The 17,558-nt window shown below is 68.8% G+C and carries 17 protein-coding genes and 1 tRNA gene; 7 read left to right on the plus strand and 11 right to left on the minus strand.

Going from position 1 to position 17,558, the window contains the following annotated elements; translation table 11 throughout:
• Positions 1-13: 13 nt before the first annotated feature.
• Positions 14-598 carry a hypothetical protein gene (locus AB0O28_RS03865; RefSeq protein WP_363635945.1) on the plus strand — a complete coding sequence of 195 codons (585 nt, stop codon included), beginning with the start codon at positions 14-16 and terminating at the stop codon, positions 596-598.
• A gap of 250 nt (positions 599-848) precedes the next feature.
• Here the strand turns inward: AB0O28_RS03865 and AB0O28_RS03870 are convergent, their stop codons facing one another.
• From AB0O28_RS03870 to dnaA, 11 genes are all read right to left on the minus strand, one after another.
• On the minus strand, positions 849-1,130 hold the full coding sequence (locus tag AB0O28_RS03870; protein WP_363636172.1) for a transposase: 282 nt from the start codon (positions 1,128-1,130) through the stop codon (positions 849-851).
• A complete protein-coding gene (locus tag AB0O28_RS03875) occupies positions 1,127-1,375 on the minus strand; it encodes a hypothetical protein (protein ID WP_363635947.1) in 249 nt (82 codons plus the stop codon). The genes AB0O28_RS03870 and AB0O28_RS03875 overlap by 4 nt, the downstream gene beginning before the upstream one ends.
• A 184-nt stretch (positions 1,376-1,559) precedes the next feature.
• Positions 1,560-1,636: transfer RNA gene (locus AB0O28_RS03880), tRNA-Ile, on the minus strand.
• Positions 1,637-1,830: 194 nt separating this feature from the next.
• A complete protein-coding gene (locus AB0O28_RS03885) occupies positions 1,831-2,553 on the minus strand; it encodes a DUF3566 domain-containing protein (protein ID WP_363635949.1) in 723 nt (240 codons plus the stop codon).
• Positions 2,554-2,740: 187 nt separating this feature from the next.
• Positions 2,741-5,242: a DNA gyrase subunit A gene (gyrA, locus tag AB0O28_RS03890; RefSeq protein ID WP_363635951.1), complete on the minus strand. Its 2,502-nt coding sequence runs from the start codon at positions 5,240-5,242 to the stop codon at positions 2,741-2,743.
• Positions 5,243-5,270: 28 nt separating this feature from the next.
• The gene (gyrB, locus tag AB0O28_RS03895) at positions 5,271-7,217 is read right to left on the minus strand and encodes a DNA topoisomerase (ATP-hydrolyzing) subunit B (RefSeq protein WP_363635953.1); all 1,947 of its coding nucleotides are present in this window, start codon (positions 7,215-7,217) and stop codon (positions 5,271-5,273) included.
• Between the two features lie 426 nt (positions 7,218-7,643).
• Positions 7,644-8,177: a DciA family protein gene (locus AB0O28_RS03900; protein WP_363635955.1), complete on the minus strand. Its 534-nt coding sequence runs from the start codon at positions 8,175-8,177 to the stop codon at positions 7,644-7,646.
• The gene (gene recF, locus AB0O28_RS03905) at positions 8,167-9,354 is read right to left on the minus strand and encodes a DNA replication/repair protein RecF (protein WP_363635957.1); all 1,188 of its coding nucleotides are present in this window, start codon (positions 9,352-9,354) and stop codon (positions 8,167-8,169) included. Before recF ends, AB0O28_RS03900 begins: the two co-directional genes overlap by 11 nt.
• Before the next feature lie 63 nt (positions 9,355-9,417).
• Positions 9,418-10,428, minus strand: coding sequence for a phosphogluconate dehydrogenase (NAD(+)-dependent, decarboxylating) (gene gnd, locus AB0O28_RS03910; RefSeq protein ID WP_363635959.1), 1,011 nt, complete (start codon positions 10,426-10,428; stop codon positions 9,418-9,420).
• A gap of 50 nt (positions 10,429-10,478) precedes the next feature.
• Positions 10,479-11,618, minus strand: a complete 1,140-nt coding sequence (gene dnaN, locus AB0O28_RS03915; protein WP_363635961.1) for a DNA polymerase III subunit beta — start codon at positions 11,616-11,618, stop codon at positions 10,479-10,481.
• Between the two features lie 523 nt (positions 11,619-12,141).
• Positions 12,142-13,812, minus strand: coding sequence for a chromosomal replication initiator protein DnaA (gene dnaA, locus AB0O28_RS03920; protein ID WP_363635963.1), 1,671 nt, complete (start codon positions 13,810-13,812; stop codon positions 12,142-12,144).
• 432 nt (positions 13,813-14,244) lie between these two features.
• Between dnaA and rpmH the strand changes: the two genes are divergently transcribed.
• The 6 genes from rpmH to rsmG all read left to right on the plus strand — a co-directional run bounded on the left by rpmH (position 14,245) and on the right by rsmG (position 17,491).
• Complete coding sequence (rpmH, locus tag AB0O28_RS03925; RefSeq protein WP_015772801.1) at positions 14,245-14,382, plus strand: 50S ribosomal protein L34; 138 nt, start codon at positions 14,245-14,247, stop codon at positions 14,380-14,382.
• Positions 14,383-14,443: 61 nt separating this feature from the next.
• Positions 14,444-14,821 (plus strand): ribonuclease P protein component, encoded by a 378-nt coding sequence (rnpA, locus tag AB0O28_RS03930; protein WP_363635965.1) that lies wholly within the window; start codon positions 14,444-14,446, stop codon positions 14,819-14,821.
• Between the two features lie 23 nt (positions 14,822-14,844).
• Positions 14,845-15,132 carry a membrane protein insertion efficiency factor YidD gene (gene yidD / locus AB0O28_RS03935; protein ID WP_363636174.1) on the plus strand — a complete coding sequence of 96 codons (288 nt, stop codon included), beginning with the start codon at positions 14,845-14,847 and terminating at the stop codon, positions 15,130-15,132.
• 4 nt (positions 15,133-15,136) lie between these two features.
• Positions 15,137-16,087, plus strand: coding sequence for a membrane protein insertase YidC (gene yidC / locus AB0O28_RS03940; protein WP_363635967.1), 951 nt, complete (start codon positions 15,137-15,139; stop codon positions 16,085-16,087).
• An 18-nt stretch (positions 16,088-16,105) separates the two neighbouring features.
• Complete coding sequence (locus tag AB0O28_RS03945; protein WP_363635969.1) at positions 16,106-16,600, plus strand: R3H domain-containing nucleic acid-binding protein; 495 nt, start codon at positions 16,106-16,108, stop codon at positions 16,598-16,600.
• 210 nt (positions 16,601-16,810) lie between these two features.
• A complete protein-coding gene (gene rsmG / locus AB0O28_RS03950) occupies positions 16,811-17,491 on the plus strand; it encodes a 16S rRNA (guanine(527)-N(7))-methyltransferase RsmG (protein ID WP_363635971.1) in 681 nt (226 codons plus the stop codon).
• The last annotated feature ends 67 nt before the right edge of the window (positions 17,492-17,558 follow it).

Genomic DNA, 17,558 nt, shown 5'->3' on the forward strand with positions numbered 1-17,558 from the left:
CAGGGAGCATGCGATGCCGTTGAACATGCCTGAACCGCCGGGACGGATTCGGGAGGAAACACGCTCCCAGCTCGGCCTAATCGCCAGAGCCGGCGGAGAGGGCCCGAAACTGCTGGGCGAGGTCTCCCCGGATGACGTGGAGGTGTCCACCCCCCACCGGGTGTTCGCCCTGCTCGTCAAAGACATCGAGGCCAGCGGCGGCCTGGAAGTGGCGCAGCCGGTGGGCTGGCGATTCCTGCTGGAGTCCGGCGGCAATGTGCTCGCCGGCGCCGAAGTCGCCGAAACGCCGGACCGAACCTTCCCGCCAACGTTCTACAGAAGCTCATCCGTCGGAGCCACCGCGACCGCGATCAGAGCCGCACGAGCCCTGCCGCAGCTCGCAATGGCCGGGTTCGATCTCCGGCTCCTGCAAATCCCCGAGCTCTACCAGACCGCCCTGTGGTTGCACTCACCCAACACCGACCTGCTCATACCGCTGGCACCCTCCCCGATCGGGCACGAAGGCCAGGTCACACCACCACCGGTGTTCTTCCGGGAACTCGCCGTCCGTGCCCAGGAGTTCAGAGCCCACCAGCCCCGCGACCGGGAGCCGACCTAGAGCCTGTACGGGGTTCGGATCTTCAGGAGGCAGGCTGATCCCCAAGATGGCACCTCGTAAGTAGAGGCCGGTGAGATAGCTCTCGGGCGTCTTGCCGAAGCGGAAGACCAAACCACACCACTCCCTGATCCAAATGATGCAGCGCTCGGCTTGTCGCGTTCCTTGTACAGGTCCCGGTCATGGCTGACCGGGCGGCCACCGCGTGACCCGCGTTTCTTGCGGTTGGCCGCTTGGTCGGCCTTCTCGGAAATCACCGTCCGGATCGGGCGCCGGCGCGGTTCGCGCGGGAGGAATACGCCTTATCGGCGGCCACCGCATCAGGGCGGGTACGCGGGCGGCCGATGCGAACCCGGACCTTGATGCCGGCCAGGACGGCCCGAAACTGCGGATTGTCGGAGGCCTGACCGGGCGTCACGACGAACGACAGCGGGCGGCAGTACCGGTCAGCGGACAGGTGAATCTTGCTGTTCAGGCCGCCGCGCGAGCGGCCGAGCGCGGCCGCTTTCAGCCGTGCACGACGCCGCAGCCTCAGGTGCCGGCGTTCGGCCTGAGTCCCGTTTGCGTCCTCGTCGGGTCGGCCGTCGCCGACGTCACCTGCGGTGCCCGCCGGTGAACCCCCTTTTCCTCCTCGACGATCTTCTCCAACTCCTGGAGCAGTTCGGGGTCTACGACCATGCCGGCGGCCTGGTGATGAGCACGGGCGGTGGTGGAGTCCACGCTGATTAGGCTCAAGTCCACTTGCCCGCGGGCAGCGGCCTCGGCGATCGCCGCTTCCATCAGATGCTCAAAGGTCCGGGCCTTTACTTACAACGCAGTTCTAGTCTGATCAAGGTGCCGCCAGAAACTCACTCGAACGCGTCGGTGCCCGCTGGTGACGGACGGCACGACGGTCAGATGATGGTCAAACGATCAAGAGGCCAGGTCCCGGATCTTGGGAACTGGCCTCTGAGTTGGTACTTCGTGGTGGGGCTACCAGGACTTGAACCTGGGACCTCTTCCTTATCAGGGAAGCGCTCTAACCGACTGAGCTATAGCCCCGCACTGCGCAACGAACGTTACCGCATCCCGTTTCCGGTGGCGAATCCGTCGTTCCGAACGAGGAAAAGCTTACCGTGTCCGGGACCGTGGTCGTGCCAGGGAAACGCATCCGTACGGCGGGCCGCTCGTGTGGGCGGCCTGCCGTACCGAGCCCGCTGCGCCTGCTGTTCCGTGCTGCCGTGCTGTCTCGGGCCTCACTCGGCTTCGCTGAAGGTGACCTCGACACCGCCCACGAGGTCCGCGGAGATGTTGTAGATCACGGCACCGAGGGTGGACAGCGCGGTGATGAGCACGACGTTCAGCGCGCCGAGCAGGGCCGCGTACCCGAGGATGCGGACCGGCTCGAACCAGCTGCCGATGTCGATGGTGCCGACTCCCTTGCCGCCGACGCCGCCACTCGTGGTGAGCTGTGTGACGGTGTCGGTGATCGAGGAGAAGACGCCCAGCGCCGACAGCACGCCGTACAGCACCGCGACGGCCACGAAGAGCACGACGAAGCACACCAGCGACACGACGAAGCTGAACTTCATCGCCGACCACGGCTCGATCCTGCGCAGGACCAGGTGGGCCTTGCGCGGCGGACGCAGGCCGGACTTCTTGTCCTTGGCGCCCTTCGAGTCCTTGGAATCCTTGGACGACTCTGGGCGGTCTCCGGCCGGGCCGAAGCTGAGTCCGCGCACGGAACCGCCGTCCACTGCGGGACGGCCGTTGTCCACAGACGGGCGCCCGTTGTCCACAGGGGGTGTGGACGTACCGAGGCCGGTGGGCCGGGGATACTGTGCGGTCGCACCGCCGCCGTCGGATCTGCCGTTGTCGGACGCGCCGTCCGCGGCCGTCTGCCGCTTCCAAGGCTGGTCGGCGGCCGAGGTCCGGATGCGCATGGTGTCGTCGGCCTTCGCCTTGTCGGCGGCGGTCACGTCATCTCCTTCGGAAGCCACCTTGGCGACGCTACCGCCATCGTGCGCCCGCGCGGTAACGCCGTTCGAAGACGACGCGGGGCGGGCGCCCGTGGGTCTCTGCTTGCTGCCGGGTGTCCGCGGCCCACCGGTGTCACTCATGCCGCGCCCTCACCTGGTGCGCATTCGCGGCTGACGATTCGCTCGCTCATGCCTCGCCTCCTGCCCCGTTCTCCTCGGTCTCCAACGACTCGGCGTTGCGAGCGAGGGCCACAACGCTGTCACCCTCGGCCAGGTTCATCAGGCGGACGCCCATGGTCTGGCGGCCCGACTGCTTGATCTCGCCGGCGCTGGTACGGATCACCCCGCCGGCAGAGGTGATCGCGAAGACCTCGTCCTCGGGACGCACCATGACGGCTCCGACCAGCTTGCCACGAGCACTGACGATCTTCGCCGTCAGCACGCCCTTGCCGCCCCGGCCCTGGACCGGGTACTGGTCGGCGGGTGTCCGCTTCGCATACCCACCCTCGGTCGCGATCAACACGTCATCGCCGTCGCTCATGACGTTCATCGCGAGCAGCTCGTCACCGTCCACGAACCTCATGCCGATCACACCGCTGGTGGCGCGGCCCATCGGGCGCAGCGCGTCGTCCGAGGCGGTGAACCTGATCGACTGCGCGTTCTTGGACACGAGCAGCAGGTCATCACCCTCGGAGACGAGACGGGCGGCGATCACCTCGTCATCTTCGCGCAGATTGATCGCGATCAGGCCACCGGAACGCGGCGAATCGTATTCGGAAAGCCGCGTTTTCTTCACCAGGCCGCTGCGGGTCGCCAGCACCAGATACGGCGCCACGTTGTAGTCCCGCAGGTCGAGGATCTCCATCACGTGCTCGTCCGGCTGCATGGCGAGCAGGTTGGCCAGGTGCTGACCGCGGGCGTCCCGGCCCGAGTCCGGCAGCTCGTACGCCTTGAAGCGGTAGACCCGCCCCTTGTTGGTGAAGGCCAGCAGCCAGTGATGCGTCGTGGTCACGAAGAAGTGCTCCACGATGTCGTCCTGGCGGAGCTGCGCGCCCCTTACCCCCTTGCCGCCGCGCCGCTGCGCCCGGTAGAGGTCGGTGCTCGTCCGCTTGGCGTAGCCACCGCGCGTGATCGTGACGACCACGTCCTCCTCGGCGATCAGGTCCTCGATGGACATGTCGCCCTCGTACGCGATGATCTCGGTCTTCCGCTCGTCGCCGTACTTGGCGACGATCTCCCCGAGCTCGTCCGACACGAGCCGGCGCTGCCGGGGCTCGGAGGACAGGATGTCCTGGTAGTCGGCGATCTGCGCCATCAGGCCGTCGTACTCGTCCTGGATCTGCTGCCGTTCCAGCGCGGCCAGCTTGCGCAGCTGCATGTCCAGAATGGCCTGCGCCTGGACCTGGTCGATGTCCAGCAGCGTCATCAGGCCGCCCTGCGCCTCCGCCGCCGACGGCGACCGCCTGATCAGGGCGATGACGTCGTCGAGCCGGTCGAGCGCCTTGAGCAGGCCGCGCAGGATGTGCGCCCGCTCCTCCGCCTTGCGCAGCAGGAACCGGGTCCGCCGGACGACGACCTCGATCTGGTGCGTGACGTAGTGCCGGACGAACTGGTCGAGCCGCAGCGTCCGCGGCACGCCGTCCACCAGCGCGATCATGTTCGCGCCGAACGTGGTCTGGAGCTGGGTGTGCTTGTAGAGGTTGTTCAGCACGACCTTGGCGACCGCGTCGCGCTTGAGCACGATCACGAGCCGCTGGCCGGTGCGCGACGACGTCTCGTCCCGGACGTCCGCGATGCCGGTGATCTTGCCGTCCCTGACCAGCTCGGCGATCGTGAGCGCGAGGTTGTCCGGGTTCACCTGGTACGGCAGGGCCGTGACGACCAGGCACTGCCGTCCCTTGGGGTCCTCCTCGACCTCGACGACGGCGCGCATGATGATCGAGCCACGGCCGGTGCGGTAGGCGTCCTCGATGCCGCGACGGCCGACGATCAGCGCGCCGGTCGGGAAGTCGGGGCCCTTCACGCGCGCGAGCAGCCCGTCGAGCAGCTCCTCGTCGCTCGCCTCGGGGTTGTCGAGCGCCCACTTGACGCCTTCGCCGATCTCCCGCAGGTTGTGCGGCGGGATGTTCGTCGCCATCCCGACCGCGATGCCGGCGGACCCGTTGACCAGCAGGTTCGGGAACCGCGATGGGAGGACGACCGGCTCCTGCGACCGCCCGTCGTAGTTGGGCTGGAAGTCGACGGTCTCCTTGTCGATGTCCCGGAGCATCTCCATGGCGATCGGCGCGAGGCGGCACTCGGTGTACCGCATCGCGGCCGCCGGGTCGTTGCCCGGAGAGCCGAAGTTGCCCTGGCCGTCGACGAGCGGATAGCGCAGCGACCACGGCTGCGCGAGCCGTACAACCGTGTCGTAGATCGAGGTGTCGCCATGGGGGTGGTATGAGCCCATGACGTCACCGACGACGCGGGAGCACTTGAAGTAGCCGCGGTCGGGCCGGTAGCCGCCGTCGAACATCGCGTACAGCACGCGACGATGCACGGGCTTGAGGCCGTCGCGGACGTCGGGCAGCGCGCGGGACACGATGACGGACATCGCGTAGTCCATGTAGCTGCGCTGCATCTCGGCCTGGATGTCGACCGGCTCGATGCGATCGGCGGGGGGCCCAGGCGGCGTGTTCACTTCCGTCACGAAAAGTCCTTCTGGTTGACCGCGCTGCTCAGACGTCGAGGAACCGGACGTCGCGGGCGTTGGTGATGATGAAGTTCCTGCGGGCCTCGACGTCCTCGCCCATCAGCACGCTGAACAGGTCGTCGGCCTGGGCGGCGTCGTCGAGGGTCACCTGGCGCAGCACCCGGGTGTCGGGGTTCATCGTGGTGTCCCACAGCTGGGAGGCGTTCATCTCGCCCAGACCCTTGAACCGCTGCACGCCGTCGTGGAGCCGGGGGTCGCGCCGGCCGCGGCCGACGCCCTCCTCGATGATGGCGTCGCGCTCCCGGTCGGAGTACGCGTACGAGGCGTCCTCGCCCTTGCGGTCCCACTTGATCTTGTACAGCGGCGGCTGGGACAGGTAGACATGCCCGGCCTCGATCAGCGGCCGCATGAAGCGGAACAGCAGCGTCAGCAGCAGCGTGGTGATGTGCTGGCCGTCGACGTCGGCGTCCGCCATCAGGATCAGCTTGTGATAGCGCAGCTTGGAGATGTCGAACTCGTCGTGCACACCGGTGCCGAGGGCCGTGATGAGCGCCTGGACCTCGTTGTTCTTGAGGACCTTGTCGATCCGCGCCTTCTCGACGTTCAGGATCTTGCCGCGGAGCGGGAGGATCGCCTGGAACTTCGGGTCGCGCCCGCCCTTGGCCGAGCCGCCGGCCGAGTCGCCCTCGACGATGAACAGCTCGCACTTCTCCGGCTCCGACCACTGGCAGTCGGCCAGCTTGCCCGGCAGGCCGCTGCCGCTCTCCAGCAGCGACTTGCGGCGGGTGAGGTCGCGCGCCTGGCGAGCCGCGATGCGGGCCCGGGAAGCCTGCAGCGACTTGTTGATGATCTCCTTGGCCTCGCCCGGGTTGCGCTCGAACCAATCGCGCAGGTGGTCGTTACAGGCCTTCTGGACGAACGACTTCGCCTCGGTGTTGCCCAGCTTGGTCTTGGTCTGGCCCTCGAACTGCGGGTCGGCCAGCTTCACCGAGATGATCGCGGCGAGGCCCTCGCGGACGTCGTCGCCGCTGAGGTTGTCGTCCTTGCCCTCCTTGAGGAACTTCTGCTCGCGCGCGTACCGGTTGACGATGGTCGTCAGCGCCGCGCGGAAGCCCTCCTCGTGGGTGCCGCCCTCGGCCGTGTTGATCGTGTTGGCGAACGTGTAGACCGACTCGGAGTAGGAGGCGTTCCACTGCATGGCGATCTCGACCGAGATGCCGTCGCCGTGCTCCTCGAAGTCGATCACCGAGTTGTGGATCGGGTCCTTCTTCGAGTTCAAATGGGTGACGAAGTCGGACAGGCCGCCCTCGTAGTGGTACGTGACGACCTTGGATTCGCCCTCGATGATGTGATCGGGCCGCTCGTCGGTCAGCGTGATCTTGAGGCCCTTGTTGAGGAAGGCCATCTCCTGGAACCGGCGCGCGAGCGTCTCGAAGTTCCAGGCGGTCGTCTCGAAGATCTCCGGGTCCGGCCAGAAGCTGATGGTCGTGCCGTGCTCGTCGGTCGGCTCGCCCTTCTCGAGCGGCGCCGTGGGCTTGGCCGTCACGTACTTCTGCCGCCACACGTGGCCGTCGGTGCGGACCTCGACCTCCAGGCGGGTCGACAGCGCGTTGACGACCGAGGCGCCCACGCCGTGCAGACCGCCCGAGACGGCGTACGACTTGCTGTCGAACTTGCCGCCGGCGTGCAGCACGGTGAAGACGACCTCGACGGCGGGCCTGCCCTCCGCGGCGACGATGCCCACGGGGATGCCGCGGCCATGGTCCATCACGCGCACGCCGCCGTCGGCGAGCAGGGTGACCTCGATCAGGTCGTTGTAACCGGCCAGCGCCTCGTCGACCGCGTTGTCGACGATCTCGTAGACCAGGTGGTGCAGCCCGCGCTCACCGGTGGAACCGATGTACATGCCAGGCCGCTTACGGACCGCTTCCAGCCCTTCGAGAACGGTGATAGAGCTAGCGTCGTAGGACAAGTGCGAAATCCTCCTGCCGCGGACACGCGGCGGGCGACACCGTGGATTGGCTGCCCCTGCCGTGCCCGTCACCGTCGTGAGTGCCCCGATGCGGCACCCAGGGGAATCGGCCCGTGAGGCCGGGGTGACGCAAACCGGACGTGTCCTTGAGTCCGCCTTCATTCTACCGGTCCGGCGGACATCAGGTGGCACTCACGGGGCTGTGATGCCCTGTCGCTTGACGATCATGTTTCTGAGCACCCCCCACCATGGAGCGGGGGTCGGGGCCTCAGGCGCGATTTTGGGCCGGTTCGGGCTCTGCGCGGGTCGGCTCGGCGCGTCCGGGGCCGATTCGACGTGCCGAAGGGCTCCGACCCGGGTCTCCTGAGCCCGATACCAGGTCAGAAGGGGTGCGCCGGCCTCCCCGTGTGCGCCCGGCCGGCGCGCTCAGCCGTACGTGTCGCCGGGGCCGCGACTACCGCGTACGCGCAGACCGCCCTCCGGGCGCTGACCCGTGCCGGGGCCGTGCACCTTGACCCGGGTCACGGTGCCGTCGCCGAGCTCCTCGTTAAGCCGCCTGACCAGCGTGGACGCGAGCAGCCGCACCTGGGTCGCCCAGGCGGTGGAGTCGGCGGCGACCAGCACCTCACCGTCCTCGAAGCTCTCCGGCCTGGTGTGGGCGGCCAGCTCGGGGCCGACGATCTCCGCCCAGCGGCCGAACACCCCGCCCACGGCGATCGGCTGTTCCCACCCCCGGGCGGCGAGCAGGTCGCGGATCGCCCGGCCGAACGGCAGCGGGTCGCCGGCGTCCCGCCGTGAGGCGCCCGCACCGGAGCGCCGGCGCGGCTCGGAGCGCGGGAGCTGCCCCCGCCGCAGCGCGTCGGCCTTCGCCTGGGCCAACTTCTCCCGCGCGAGCGCGGCCCCCTTGGCGGCCGCGCCCTGCGGCGACTGTCCACCGGCTGTGGACATCTCATCGGACACGGGTCACGCTCCCCTCCGTGACGTCGAAGCGGGCGCCGGCCAGCTCGGGCGGCACGTCGTCCGGCACCGCCGCCGTGATCAGCACCTGCTCGGCCGGAGCGACGATCTCGGTGAGCCGCCTGCGCCGCTGACCGTCCAGCTCGGCGAAGACGTCGTCCAGGATCAGCACCGGGTCGCCGCCGTCGGCTCGCAGCAGGTCGTAGGCGGCCAGCCGCAGCGCGAGCGCGAACGACCACGACTCACCGTGGCTCGCGTAGCCCCGGGCCGGCAGCTCGCCCAGCCGCAACAGCAGGTCGTCGCGGTGCGGGCCGACGAGGGTCACCCCGCGTTCGAGCTCCGCCTGGCGCGCCTCCGCCAGGCCGGCCCGCAGGTGCTCGGCCAACAGTTCCCGGTTTGTCCCCAGGGTGGGGATATCTGTGGATAACCCCGACGGCCGGTACTCGAGATCGGCGAGTCCCGACGACGGAGCGAGAGTGGCGTACGCCTTCGCCGCGAGCGGCCGCAGCGCGTCCACCAGGCGCAGCCGCGCCGCCAGCAGTTCCGCACCGTGGTGCACCAGGTGGGAGTCCCAGACCTCGAGTGTGCTGAGGACGTCTCCCGCGCCGGCGGCGGCGAAGGCCGCGTCGTCCTCCTGCCTGCGTCCGCCGCGCCGCCGTCCCGCCCGCGTCGCCGCGGCCGTACGCAAAAGGGCGTTGCGCTGCTTGAGCACGCGGTCGTAGTCGGCGCGCACCCCCGCGAACCTGGGAACGCGGGCGACGAGCAGGTCGTCGAGGAAACGGCGGCGCTCGGAGGGGTCGCCCTTCACCAGCGCGAGGTCCTCCGGGGCGAACAGCACGGTCCGCAGCAGGCCGAGAGCGTCGCGAGCCCGGGGGACGGGGGATCGGTTCACCCTGGCGCGGTTGGCCCGGCCGGGGTTGATCTCCACCTCGATCAGTGCGCGGCGGTCGTCCCTGACCACCGCCGCACGCACGATCGCCCGCTGCGCGCCGTGCCGTACGAGCGGCGCGTCGGTGGCCACGCGGTGGCTCGAATGGGTCGCGAGGTAACCCAGCGCCTCGACCAGGTTGGTCTTGCCCTGCCCGTTGGGCCCCACGAAGGCCGTCGCCCCCGGTTCGAGCACGAGGTCGACCTCCGGGTACGACCGGAAGTCGGTGAGGGACAGGCTCGCCACGTGCACGCCCGCAAGGCTAACGCCTCCCCCCGCCAACCCCACCGCGATCACGGTGAGAGGGGGTGAGGGTCAGCGGTCGGCCTCCACCGGCGGGGTGACGTCGGCGCCGGGGGCGTCGGCGCCCTTGCCCGTCTGGCCCTCGACGGAGGCGACCGCGTGCCCGCCGAACTGGTTGCGCAGCGCCGCGACCATCTTCATCGCCGGGGAGTCGGCCTGGCGTGAGGCGAAGCGGGCGTACAGCGCGGCCGTGATGGCCGGCAGGGGCACGGCGTGGTCGACGGCGGCCTGGACCGTCCAGCGGCCCTCGCCGGAGTCCTCCGCGTAGCCCTTGAGCTCGGTGAGGTCGGGGTCCTTCTGCAGCGCCCGCACCAGCAGGTCGAGCAGCCACGACTGGATGACCGTGCCGTGCCGCCAGCTCTTGAACGTCTCGGGGACGTTGGTGACGACGTCGCTGGCCTCCAGCAGCTCCCAGCCCTCGGCGAGGGACTGCATCATGCCGTACTCGATGCCGTTGTGGACCATCTTCGCGAAGTGACCGGCGCCGACGCTGCCGGCGTGCACGAAGCCGTCCTCGCCCTCGGGCTTGAGCGTCTCGAAGATCGGCCCGAGCCGGCGGACGTGCTCCTCGTCGCCGCCGGTCATCAGCGCGTAGCCGTACTCCAGGCCCCAGACGCCGCCGCTGACGCCCACGTCGACGAAGCCGATGCCGCGGGCGCCGAGATCGGCCGCGTGCCGCTGGTCGTCCAGATAGTGGGAGTTGCCGCCGTCGATGACGATGTCACCTTCCGACAGCAGGTCGCGCAGCTGCTCGATCGTGTTCTGCGTCGGCGCCCCGGCGGGGACCATGACCCAGATCGCGCGCGGCGCCTGAAGCCTCTCGACGAGGTCCTTCAGGCTGCCGACGTCGCTGATGGACGGATCGCGGTCGTAGCCCACAACCTCGTGGCCGCCGCGCCGCAGCCGCTCGGCCATGTTCCCGCCCATCTTGCCGAGCCCGATCATGCCGATCTGCATCTGAGCCACCCCTAAACCTCTGCGTCGTCCACAGCGTCGTCCACCGAGGCACGCGTACCCACGCATCGGGGGTCCATGCCCGCAGGAGATCGTACGCCCGGGGTGTCAGATCCGGGTCAGCTGGACAACCGGATGGGCATGATGAGGTAGCGATAGTCCTCGCTCCCGCCGTTGTCCACAGGCTTGCCCCCGGTGAGGATGGCGGGCTTGGTCGGCGTGGTGAACTGGAGCCGCGCGACGTCCGAGTCGATCGCCCCCAGGCCCTCGAGCAGGAACTGGTGGTTGAAGGCGATGTTGATCTCGTCGCCGTCGAACTCGACCGGCAGCGCCTCCACGGCCTGCGCCTCGTCGCCGCTGCCCGCCTCCAGGACGACCTCTCCGCCACGGAAGGCCAGCCGTACGGGGGTGTTGCGCTCGGCGACCAGAGCGACGCGCTTGACGGCCTCGACGAACGAGGCTGTGGACAGGTCCGCCCGCGCCGAGAACTCGGTGGGCAGCAGCGAGCGGTACTTGGGGAACTCGGGGTCAAGCAGCCGGGTCGTCGTCCGCCGTCCGGCGCTGGAAAAGCCGATCATTCCCTCACCGGTGCCGCCGGCCGAGCTCAGCGCGATCTCGACCTCCGCGCCGGTTCCGCCGAGCGCCTTGGCCGTGTCCGCCAGCGTACGGCCCGGGATCATCGCCACGGCCTGGAAGCCGGACTGCTCGGGCTGCCACTTCAGCTCACGTACGGCGAGGCGGTAGCGGTCCGTGGCGGCGAGGGTCACGGTGTCGCCCTCGATCTCCATCCGTACACCGGTCAGCATCGGGAGGGTGTCGTCCTTGCCCGCGGCGACGGCCACCTGGCCGACGGCGGAGGCGAACACGTCGCTGCCGACCCGTCCGGCGGCGGGGGGCATGGCGGGCAGGGAGGGGTAGTCCTCCACAGGCATGGTGAGCAGTGTGAACCGGGCGCTGCCGCAGGTGACGACGGCCTTGGCTCCGTCCACAACCAGTTCGACCGGCTGTGCGGGAAGCGCGCGGGTGATCTCGGCGAGGAGCTTGCCGGAGACGAGCACCACGCCCGGCTCCCCGGTCTGCACTTCGAGGGTCACCTCGGCGGAGACCTCGTAGTCGAAGCCGGAGAGCTTCAACCGCTGGTCGTCGGTGACCTCCAGCCGCATGCCGGCGAGCACCGGCACCGAGGGACGGGCCGGAAGGCTCCGTGCCGTCCACGCCACGGCCTCGGCGAGCACGTCGCGATCGATCCGGAACATCACGTGGATCAGCCTCCTGGGTGTCGCTGCTTCGTCAAGTGTTCACTCTCCCGCACCTGTGTGCCTCCAGAACCCCTTCTATGGTTCTTGAGTTCTTGAGAGAGAGATACAAGTCGTCTTATTAAGCGGTGTGGATATGTGGATGTCGAGCATTTTCGCAGCTCAGGGGAGCTGATTCATCCACTGCGGGTGTGGGGGAGACGTGGACGGACCCCCTGTGGACTGTGGGCGGCCGCGCTGTCCCCACACCTGTTCCCCAGACGGAGGGCCCTCTGTCCACGAGTAATCCACGATGTTTCCACCGGTTGTCCACGGGGTAAAAGGGACAGCCGAGGTGTGTGGAAAGAGTACGCACAGGGCGTCCCCAGCTCGTCCACGGGTGTTCCCCAAGTAGTCCCCAGCTTTTCCCCAAAGTTGTCCCCAAGCGGGAACGGCGTGTCGACGCGCCGGAGAGGGTGGGGGTAACGCGAAACGCCGCCGCCGAACGGCGACATGTTTGATCCACAGAGTTATCCACAGCTGTGCACTAAGCGTTGCGCGCGCGCTGCTTGATCCGTGTCGTCAGCTCGTTGACCTGGTTGTACATCGAGCGCCGCTCCGCCATGAGCGACCGGATCTTACGCTCCGCGTGCATCACGGTGGTGTGGTCGCGCCCGCCGAACTGCTGGCCGATCTTCGGCAGGGACAGGTCGGTCAGCTCACGGGCCAGGTACATGGCGATCTGACGGGCGGTCACCAGGGCGCGCGAGCGTGAGCTTCCACACAGGTCGTCGAGCGAGACGCCGAAGTACTCGGCGGTTGTGGACATGATGAGGGAGATGGTGATCTCCGGGCTCGCGTCCTCGCTGATGAGGTCCTTGAGGACGATCTCGGCGAGCTGGATGTCCACAGATTGCCGGTTGAGGCTGGCGAACGCGGTGACCCGGATCAGCGCGCCCTCCAGCTCGCGGATGTTGGTCGCGATGCGGCTGGCGATGTACTCCAGCACGTCGGGCGGCGCGGCCAGGCCCTCCTGGATCGCCTTCTTGCGCAGGATCGCGATGCGGGTCTCCAGCTCGGGCGGCTGGACGTCGGTGATCAGACCCCACTCGAAGCGGTTGCGGAGCCGGTCCTCCAGCGTCACGAGCTGCTTGGGCGCCCGGTCGCTGGAGATGACGATCTGCTTCTGCGCGTTGTGGAGGGTGTTGAAGGTGTGGAAGAACTCCTCCTGCGTCTGCTCCTTGCCCTCAAGGAACTGGATGTCGTCCACAAGCAGGATGTCCACGGCGCGGAAACGGGAGCGGAACCCGTCGGCCTTGTGGTCGCGGATGGAGTTGATGAAGTCGTTGGTGAACTCCTCGGAGCTCACGTACCGCACCCGGGCGCCGTCGTACAGGCTCTGCGCGTAGTGGCCGATCGCGTGCAGCAGGTGGGTCTTCCCCAGCCCCGAGTCGCCGTAGATGAACAGCGGGTTGTACGCCTTGGCGGGGGCCTCGGCGACCGCGACGGCGGCGGCGTGCGCGAAGCGGTTGCTGGCGCCGATGACGAACGTCTCGAAGGTGTATTTGGCGTTCAGCCGGGCGGGCTCACCGGAGGTGCGCCCGCTGCGGGCGTCCCAGCGGTTCTGCCCCGCGCCGGGCACCGGTCCGGGCACGGGGCCCGGCACCGGCCCGGACGCCGGCTCGGGCTTGGGCGCCGCGGGCGGCTCGGGAGAGTAGCCGCCGGGCCGCTGCGTCCGGTCCGGCGGCGACATGTGCTGCGGCGCCATGTGCTGCGGGGGCTGTGAATACTGCCGGCCCTGTGGATAGTGCGGTCCGTGCGGCTCGGCGTCGCGCCGGATCGGGCCGTCCTCGCCTAAGGGGAAGCGCGGAGCCTGGGGATGGGCCTGTGGATAATCTGTGGACGGGGCCTGTGGACGATGGTCTGCCTGTGGAGCGGCCGCGGGGTCGGCGGGCAGGCCCGCACCGGGATCGACCATCACGGCGATCCGCACGGGCCGGCCGAGTTCCTGTGACAACGCGTGCACGATCAACGGACGCAGCCGTACCTCGATGACCTCCTTGGCGAAGTCGTTGGGCGCCGCCAGGAGGATCGTGTCGTTGATGAGGCCGGAGGGCTGCGTCATCTGGAGAAACGCGCGCTGCTGCCCGGAGACTCCCTCGTCGAGCAGGGTCCTGAGCGCCCGAGCCCATACAGCGTTGAGATCGACGCCTTCCATGGCTCGGCCCCTCCTCTCGTTGCGCGGCCCCGCTCGTCCGCCGCGATCCGTGTCGTGTCAGTCGGTGCGCCTCTCGGCACCGGCTCTCGTCCGAATGCCGTCCACATATGATCCACACGATGTGCACAGCCCGCGCATCCTCCCCTGGCACATTCACGCTGATGGGGGGAAGGGCCGATCGGCCGGCCGTGGCTGTGTGCGCAATCTGTGTACAAGGCGTTGTCCACAGCCTAACGGCCCATGGTCGCTCGCCGTACTCGCTTGGCGTCACGGGTGCCGGTTTGACCTGACGTACGGTGGGCCCGTAACGTGTCCCGGTCGGCTAATCACGCGACGGCTATTTCGCATGCCCGCGCATCTGACGAGCCGTGACCATGGAATGTACCGCGCCCGCGGAACGCCGCGGACGTACTGGAAGCCTGGAGCCCACCCGTGAGCAAGCGTACTTATCAGCCGAACAACCGTCGCCGCGCGAAGACCCACGGCTTCCGGCTGCGCATGCGCACCCGGGCCGGCCGCGCCATTCTGGCCGCGCGCCGCCGCAAGGGCCGCGCCGAACTGACCGTCTGACAATCAGACGCCGCCCGCCCGTGCCAAGCGGAGCGGGCGGCCGTACGTCGAGGAAGGCCCGGTGCTGCCGTCCGCGTCCCGCATGCGGCGGGGTGACGAGTTCGCCGACGCGATTCGCCGTGGGCGGCGCGCCGGGCGTCCCACCCTGGTCGCCCACCTGAACCTGCGCGACGCCGACGAGCCACCGCTGGTCGGCTTCGTCGTGAGCAAGGCGGTCGGTGGCGCCGTGGTGCGCAACAAGGTCCGGCGCAGGTTGAGACACCTCGTGCGGAGCCGCCTGCCGCTGCTGCCGAGAGGTAGCCTTCTGGTGGTACGCGCCAATCCACCGGCCGCGTCCGCGCGCAGCGAGCACCTGGCCGCCGAACTCGACGTCGCGCTGAGTCGTTTACTCCGGCGGCGTGGGTCCGAGTCCCGGACCCCGACGGATGGACGGTCATGACAGCGCAGCAACCGACCCCGGCCATGGTGCCCGGGGAAGCCGACCGGCCCGAGGCGGGGCCGGTCGCCCGTGTGCTGCTCGCGCTCATCAAGTTCTACCGCGCCTTCATCAGCCCGATGCTGGGGCCGAGGTGCCGGTTCGAACCGTCCTGCAGCGCCTACGGCCTGGAAGCCGTCGCCGTTCATGGAGCGGCGCGCGGGGTATGGCTGACCGTCAGGCGTATCGGACGGTGTCATCCGTTCCATCCTGGAGGTTTCGACCCGGTGCCCCCACGCCGAGTCCGGTCTCACGACGAAACGCAAGGGAGCTAGCTCGGTGGAGCTGCCATTCCTGAATTGGCTGTACACGGCCGTGGCGCAGGTGATCACCTGGATCCACGCCGGGTACAGCACTTTCATCCCCTCAAGCAGCGGTCTCAACTGGGCGCTGACCATCATCACGCTGACCGTGCTGATGCGTCTGCTGATCTTCCCGCTCTTCATGAAGCAGATGCGCTCGTCGCGGAAGATGCAGGAACTGGCGCCCAAGGTCCAGGAGCTGCGCAAGAAGTACAAGAACGACAAGCAGCGCATGAACCAGGAGGTCATGCGGCTGTATCAGGAGGGCGGCGCCAACCCGCTCGGGGGCTGCCTCCCGATCGTCGCGCAGTTCCCGATCTTCATCTCGATGTTCACCGTGCTGCGGGCCATCGCCGAGGACCGGGTCGCGTTCGGCATGGACAAGGCGCTCGTGGACAGTGCTCGCGCCGCGCACGTCATCGGCGCGCCACTGGCGGCGAAGTTCTTCGACAGCTCCGAAGTCATTCAGAGTCTCGGCGCCCAGCCGGTGATGACGAAGATCGTGCTCGCCTGCTTCGTGGCCATCAGCTCGTGCACCACGTTCCTCACCGTCCGGCAGAGCGTGAAGCGCTCGATGGCGCAGATGCCGGACAACCCCATGGCGCAGCAGCAGAAGATCCTCATGTACATCTCGCCGCTGTTCGCCGTCTTCAGCCTGAACTTCCAGCTCGGTCTGATCCTCTACTGGGTGACCACCAACCTGTGGACTCTCGGCCAGCAGCACTGGTTCTACAGCCGCCACCCCATGCCGGTCGTGGACGAGAAGGGGAACGTCACCACCCCCGAGCCGACGAACGGCATCTTCACCAAACTGGTGGGGAAGCCCAAGGCGGCGGCGCAGCCTGAGCCGGCGCCCGCCCCCAAGATCGTCCGTCAGCAGCCGGCGCGCCAGCCTCGCAGCAAGCGCACCGGCAGCAAGAAGTCGTAGGAGAAGGAGAGTCCGGACGTGACCGAAGCTGGGGAGACCCTCAAGCCTGCTCCCGACATCGACGCCCTTGAACAGGAGGGCGAGATCGCGGCGGACTATCTGGAGGGCCTGCTCGACATCGCCGACCTGGACGGCGACATCGACATGGATGTCGAGGGAGACCGTGCCGTGGTCTCGATCGTCGGCATCAAGGGCGACGAGCTCGTGGGCCCCGGCGGCGAGGTGCTGGAGGCGCTGCAGGAGCTGACGCGGCTGGCCGTGCACCGCCAGACGGGGGAGCGTTCACGGCTCATGCTCGACGTGGGCGGTTATCGGGAGCGGCGCCGCGCCGAGCTCACCAAGGTGGGCGCCGCGGCGGCCGATGACGTCAAGCGCACCGGCGAGCCGAAGCCGCTCAAGCCGATGACGCCGTTCGAGCGGAAGATCGTGCACGACGCGGTCGCGGCGGCCGGCCTGCGTAGCGAGTCGGAGGGCGAGGAGCCCCGCCGCTTCGTGGTGGTCCTGCCCGCCTGACCGCTTCTCACAGTTCCGATCAGAGTTCCGACGCGCGGAAGCCGCCGGTCCCGATATCCGGGACCGGCGGCTTTTCCGTCCTGTACGTCCCCTTCTCGCCCTGCCTCTTCGGCCGGAACCGCACGTCGGCATCACCGGATGTGCGGGTGGCCGTCGCCGAGGGGAAGGGACGGTTACCCTTGGCCAAGAGCGTTCCTGGATGAGTGAGTGATGACGGAGAGCAACGAGCTGCCCGAGGCGCCCCCGGTGGCGCGGGAGATCTTCACCGGCGAGGCGCTGGAGCGGGCCCGGGTGTTCGCCGAGTTGCTCGCCGGGCCGGGCGTGGTACGCGGACTGCTGGGGCCGCGTGAGGTGCCCCGCATCTGGGACAGGCACCTGCTCAACTGCGCGGTCGTGGAGGAGGCGATCCCGCCGGACTCTTCTCTGGTCGACATCGGCTCGGGTGCGGGCCTGCCTGGCCTCGTGCTCGCGATCGTCCGCCCCGATGTGACGGTGACCCTGCTGGAGCCGCTGCTGCGCCGCACCGTCTTTCTGTCCGAGTGTGTCGAGGCGCTCAAGCTCGACAACGTGGAGGTGCTGCGCGGGCGGGCCGAGGAGCTCGCCCGCAAGCGCATCTTCGACGTGGCCACGGCGCGGGCGGTCGCGCCGCTCGATCGTCTGCTGTCGTGGTCGATGCCGCTGCTGCACGAGGGCGGGGAGTTGCTCGCGATGAAGGGGGAGCGGGCGCAGGAGGAACTCGACGCGGCCCGTCCCCAGCTGGAGGCATTCGGGGCGAGCCACGTCGAATTGGTCACGGTGGGGCGCGGTAAGGTCGAGCCGCCCGCGACCCTCGTTCGCGTCGTCGCCGGACGGTCTCCGCGAACGAACACGCGGAGGCGACGGAAGAGGTGAGCCGGTGGCGGACGCCGGATCAGGCGGTGTGACAGCGGGCCTGGGTTGGCCGGAGACGCGGCTCCCC

The organism is Microbispora sp. NPDC088329 (assembly GCF_040685655.1).
In the GTDB taxonomy this organism is placed as follows: domain Bacteria; phylum Actinomycetota; class Actinomycetes; order Streptosporangiales; family Streptosporangiaceae; genus Microbispora.